At 69.2% G+C, this 5,000-nt stretch carries 5 protein-coding genes (1 of these 5 cut by a window edge); 3 read left to right on the top strand and 2 right to left on the bottom strand.

Translation table 11 applies throughout. The annotated features are described in order from the left end of the window. Positions 1-158 precede the first annotated feature (158 nt). Both ACZ53N_RS07490 and ACZ53N_RS07495 read right to left on the bottom strand, forming a co-directional pair. On the bottom strand, positions 159-719 hold the full coding sequence (locus ACZ53N_RS07490) for a hypothetical protein (RefSeq protein ID WP_469139974.1): 561 nt from the start codon (positions 717-719) through the stop codon (positions 159-161). 113 nt (positions 720-832) lie between these two features. Continuing rightward, on the bottom strand, positions 833-1,075 hold the full coding sequence (locus tag ACZ53N_RS07495) for a hypothetical protein (protein WP_184740117.1): 243 nt from the start codon (positions 1,073-1,075) through the stop codon (positions 833-835). Positions 1,076-1,317: 242 nt separating this feature from the next. On the opposite strand from ACZ53N_RS07495, the gene thyX reads away from it, so the two are divergent. The 3 genes from thyX to ACZ53N_RS07510 all read left to right on the top strand — a co-directional run. Next, positions 1,318-2,058, top strand: coding sequence for an FAD-dependent thymidylate synthase (gene thyX / locus ACZ53N_RS07500; protein WP_365206794.1), 741 nt, complete (start codon positions 1,318-1,320; stop codon positions 2,056-2,058). 231 nt (positions 2,059-2,289) lie between these two features. Next, on the top strand, positions 2,290-3,189 hold the full coding sequence (gene dapA, locus ACZ53N_RS07505; RefSeq protein ID WP_469139975.1) for a 4-hydroxy-tetrahydrodipicolinate synthase: 900 nt from the start codon (positions 2,290-2,292) through the stop codon (positions 3,187-3,189). Positions 3,190-3,325: 136 nt separating this feature from the next. Then, on the top strand, positions 3,326-5,000 hold the 5' portion of the coding sequence (locus ACZ53N_RS07510) for a ribonuclease J (RefSeq protein WP_469139976.1). 11 nt of this gene lie beyond the right edge of the window; 1,675 of the gene's 1,686 nt are visible here — the first part of the coding sequence; its start codon is at positions 3,326-3,328; its stop codon lies beyond the right edge, outside the window.

Raw genomic sequence — 5,000 nt, forward strand, 5'->3', positions numbered from 1 at the left:
GTTGTCCCAAAAGAAGGGCGGGGTTGGGGGTGAAGAAACCCGCCCACCACCAGCCCGTCCCGCGTTTGAGGACGCGCCCGCAGGGCGCTCGCCGCCGCAGGCGGCACAGGCGGCCCGCAGCCGAAGAGCTGCCGACCAGGCGAGAGGCCACGGGCCCCTCAGTGCCGATACTCGGCGACCTGGTCCACCACCGCGTCAGCCGCCATGGCGAACGCTTCCGGACGACCGAGGAAGTCCCCGCCCCGGTCCGTGACCACCACGGGGAGCGAACCGCCCCGCGCCAGGTCGACGACCAGGGCCTGCCCCTGGACCGTGCGGGGCAGGCCCAGCCAGCGGACCGGCTGCTGGGCGGCCCGTACGGCGATGACGTCCGACCACGGCACGGTGGTGGAGGACGCCAGCCGCAGCTGGCGCAGCCCCTGCGGGCTCACCCAGAGCCCCACGCGCACCAGCCGGACCGCGAAGGTGATCATGAGTGCGGCGCCCGCGAAGCAGATTCCCGCGCCGGGCAGTGATCCGGCGAGCGCGATGATCAGCGCCGAGAACAGCACGTACGAGGAGAGCAGCAGCACCAGCGCGGAGCCGCCGACCCGCCAAGGACCGGGCCGGTACGGCCGCCGCCAACGGTCGAGGTCCTCATAGGGCAGGTTCTCGCCGGGCGCGGTCGCGGGCGCGAGGGCTTCGGCGTCGCGGTCGGCTGTCAGGAAGGGCAGGGGCACGACGGTTGTTCCTCACGTACGAGCACGCTCCACTGGCTGTGCCCGGTGAGGTTATCGATGCGTGAGGGGCCCCGACCACTCCAGGGTGGGTGGGCGGGGCCCCTCACGGTCGATCAGCGTCCGTCGGACGCTTCCGACTGCTGCGAATGGTGCGAATTCTGCGTGCCCGTCTGGAGCGACGGCATCCCGAACAACAGCGCCCCGACGAGCCCCGTCGTGACGGTCAGCCCCACGAGCACCCGGCCGGCTATCTGCGACCGGCTCGCGCGATCTCGGGGCGGCGGCGTGACGTTGCTGCGGTAGCGCTCGGCCTCGGCGACGAAGGCGAACGGCACGGGCTCTCGCCGGCGGAACATGAAGAACTCTCCTAGCAACCTCGAAGTCGGCTGTTACTCATAAGGACGTTCTTTTGGCCTCAGAGGTGCCCGTTTTCGTCAACTTCTGTGAAAAATCTCAACCGTCGTCCCGGCTCTCCCGTCCGTCCCCCTCACGCGGTCGCACTCGGCGGGTCCCGTCAGCGCGTCAGGCCGGACCGAGTGTCAGTGGCGGCCCGTAGGCTTGTCGCCGCCCGAGCATTGCAACTGGAAGGACCCCGCCGGTGACCGACAGCCCCACCGAGACCGCCAAGCCCGGATTCCTCAGCGACGTGACCGTCGAGCTGGTCAAGCACAGCGCCGCCGACTCCGACGTGCTATGGGCGGCTCGCGTCTCCACCGCCGGCGAGCAGTCCCTGGAAGAGCTCACGAAGGACCCCGAGCGGTCCAAGGGCCTCATCAATTACCTGATGCGCGACCGCCACGGCAGCCCCTTCGAGCACAACTCGATGACCTTCTTCATCAGCGCCCCGATCTTCGTCTTCCGCGAGTTCATGCGCCACCGCGTCGGCTGGTCGTACAACGAGGAGTCCGGCCGCTACCGCGAGCTCCAGCCCGTCTTCTACGTTCCGGGCGAGGACCGCAAGCTGGTCCAGGAGGGCCGCCCGGGCAAGTACGTCTTCGTCGACGGCACCCCGGAGCAGCACGAGCTGACCAGCCGCGTCATGGAGGATTCCTACCGCCGGGCCTATGAGGCCTACCAGGAGATGCTCGCCGCGGGCGTCGCCCGTGAGGTCGCCCGCGCGGTCCTGCCGGTCGGTCTCTTCTCCTCCATGTACGCCACGTGCAACGCCCGCTCGCTGATGCACTTCCTCGGCCTGCGCACTCAGCACGAGCAGGCGGCCGTCCCCTCGTTCCCGCAGCGGGAGATCGAGATGGTCGGCGAGAAGATGGAGGCGGAGTGGGCCAAGCTCATGCCGCTCACCTACGCCGCCTTCAACAAGAACGGCCGCGTCGCCCCGTAAGGGCGAGTGCGCTCGCGTTCTGCGCGGCCGCCCACACCAGGTGACGTGATCATGTGACGCACTGATGTACGCACCGGTAGCGAAGTGTCCGTATTGCGGCATTTCGTCACCTTCATCTACGCTGAACAAACGGACCCGGCACTGCTTGAACCCCCGAGCAGGCAGTGCCGGGATCCCTTTCGCACTCCCCGAGGGAGCACCTCACGGTGAGCAACGAGTAGCGTGGCCCCCATGGCTCCGACCTCCACACCGCAGACGCCCTTCGGGCGGGTCCTGACCGCGATGGTGACGCCCTTCACGCCCGAAGGTGACCTCGACCTCGACGGCGCCCAGCGGCTCGCCACCCACCTGGTGGACGCCGGCAACGACGGCCTCGTCGTCAACGGCACCACCGGCGAGTCGCCCACCACCAGCGACGCGGAGAAAGCGCAGCTCGTACGGGCCGTGGTCGAAGCCGTCGGAGACCGTGCCCACGTCGTCGCCGGAGCCGGTACGAACGACACCGCACACAGCATCGAGCTGGCCCGCGCCGCCGAGCAGGCCGGTGCGCACGGCCTGCTCGTCGTCACCCCGTACTACAACAAGCCGCCGCAGGAAGGCCTCTACCGGCACTTCACCGCGGTCGCCGACGCCACGGGCCTGCCCGTGATGCTCTACGACATCCCCGGCCGCAGCGGCGTGCCGATCAACACCGAGACGATCGTCCGGCTGGCCGAGCACCCCCGGATCGTCGCCAACAAGGACGCCAAGGGCGACCTCGGCCGCGCCAGCTGGGCCATCGCCCGGTCCGGCCTCGCCTGGTACTCCGGCGACGACATGCTGAACCTGCCGCTGCTCTCCGTCGGCGCGGCCGGTTTCGTCTCCGTCGTCGGCCACGTCGTCGCCCCCGAGCTGCGCGCGCTGCTCGAAGCCCATCGCTCCGGGGACGTCACCAAGGCCACCGAGATCCACCAGCGACTGCTGCCGGTCTTCACCGGTATGTTCCGCACCCAGGGCGTGATCACCACCAAGGCCGCCCTGGCCCTGCAGGGCCTGCCCGCCGGCCCGCTGCGTCTGCCGCTCGTCGAGCTGTCCCCGGAGGAGACCGAGCAGCTCAAGCGCGATCTGTCGGCCGGTGGGGTACAGCTGTAACCAGGGGCCGTTCCCCGCATAGCGGACCGGCCACCACAGACTTCACAACTGAACACCGAAAACAACTGCAAGTGCACGAATGTCACGCGCGCCATGTGCCCCAGCGGCATGTGGCGTGCGTGGTGAGGAGAGTCTTTTGAGTCACCCGCACCCTGAACTCGGTCCGCCGCCGAAGCTTCCCGAGGGCGGCCTGCGCGTCACCCCGCTCGGCGGCCTCGGCGAAATCGGCCGCAATATGACGGTCTTCGAATACGGCGGCCGTCTGCTGATCGTCGACTGCGGAGTGCTCTTCCCCGAGGAGGAGCAGCCCGGAGTCGACCTGATCCTGCCGGACTTCACGTCCATCCGTGACCGTCTGGACGACATCGAAGGCATCGTGCTCACGCACGGCCACGAGGACCACATCGGTGGCGTCCCCTACCTGCTCCGCGAGAAGGCGGACATCCCGCTGATCGGCTCGAAGCTGACCCTCGCACTGATCGAGGCGAAGCTCCAGGAGCACCGGATCCGCCCCTACACCCTCGAGGTCAAGGAGGGGCACCGCGAGCGCATCGGCCCCTTCGACTGCGAGTTCGTGGCGGTCAACCACTCCATCCCCGACGCCCTCGCGGTCGCCATCCGCACCCCGGCCGGCATGGCCGTGCACACCGGCGACTTCAAGATGGACCAGCTTCCGCTGGACCGCCGCCTCACCGACCTGCCCGCCTTCGCGCGGCTCGGCGAGGAGGGCATCGACCTGCTGCTCTCGGACTCCACGAACGCCGAGGTCCCCGGCTTCGTGCCGCCCGAGCGCGACATCTCCAATGTGCTGCGCACGGTCTTCGCCGGTGCCCAGAGCCGCATCATCGTGGCCAGCTTCGCCAGCCACGTGCACCGCATCCAGCAGATCCTGGACGCGGCGCACGAGTACGGCAGGCGGGTCGCCTTCGTCGGCCGCTCGATGGTCCGCAACATGGGCATCGCCCGTGACCTCGGCTATCTGCGGGTCCCGGCCGGTCTCGTCGTGGACGTCAAGACCCTCGACGACCTCCCGGCGGACGAGGTCGTGCTGGTCTGCACGGGTTCCCAGGGCGAGCCGATGGCGGCGCTGTCCCGGATGGCCAACCGCGACCACCAGATCCGGATCGTCCAGGGCGACACGGTCATCCTGGCCTCGTCCCTCATCCCGGGCAACGAGAACGCGGTCTACCGCGTGATCAACGGCCTGACCCGATGGGGCGCCAACGTCGTCCACAAGGGCAACGCCAAGGTCCATGTCTCGGGCCACGCCTCCGCGGGCGAGCTGCTGTACTTCTACAACATCTGCAAGCCGCGGAACCTCATGCCGGTCCACGGCGAGTGGCGCCACCTGCGGGCCAACGCCGAGCTGGGCGCGCTGACCGGGGTGCCGAAGAACCACATCGTGATCGCCGAGGACGGCGTCGTGGTGGACCTGGTGGACGGCGCCGCGAAGATCGTCGGCAAGGTCCAGGCGGGCTATGTGTACGTGGACGGCCTCTCGGTCGGCGACGTCACCGAGACCTCGCTCAAGGACCGCCGCATCCTCGGGGACGAGGGCATCATCTCCGTCTTCCTCGTCGTCGACAGCTCGACGGGCAAGCTCGTGGGCGGCCCGCAGATCCACGCCCGGGGCTCCGGCATCGACGACGCCTCGTTCTCCGCGGTCGTCCCGAAGATCGAGGAAGCCTTCGCCAAGTCCGCCTCCGACGGCGTGGTGGAGCCGCACCAGCTCCAGCAGCTCGTCCGGCGTTCCGTGGGCAAGTGGGTGTCCGACACCTACCGCCGGCGCCCGATGATCCTCCCTGTGGTCG

The organism is Streptomyces sp. NPDC033229, from assembly GCF_055576875.1.

Excerpts from the sequence above, each read along its gene's own strand:
- dapA (WP_469139975.1), top strand. The coding sequence starts at position 2,290 with ATGGCTCCGACCTCCACACCGCAGACGCCCTTCGGGCGGGTCCTGACC.
- ACZ53N_RS07495 (WP_184740117.1), bottom strand. The coding sequence starts at position 1,075 with ATGTTCCGCCGGCGAGAGCCCGTGCCGTTCGCCTTCGTCGCCGAGGCC.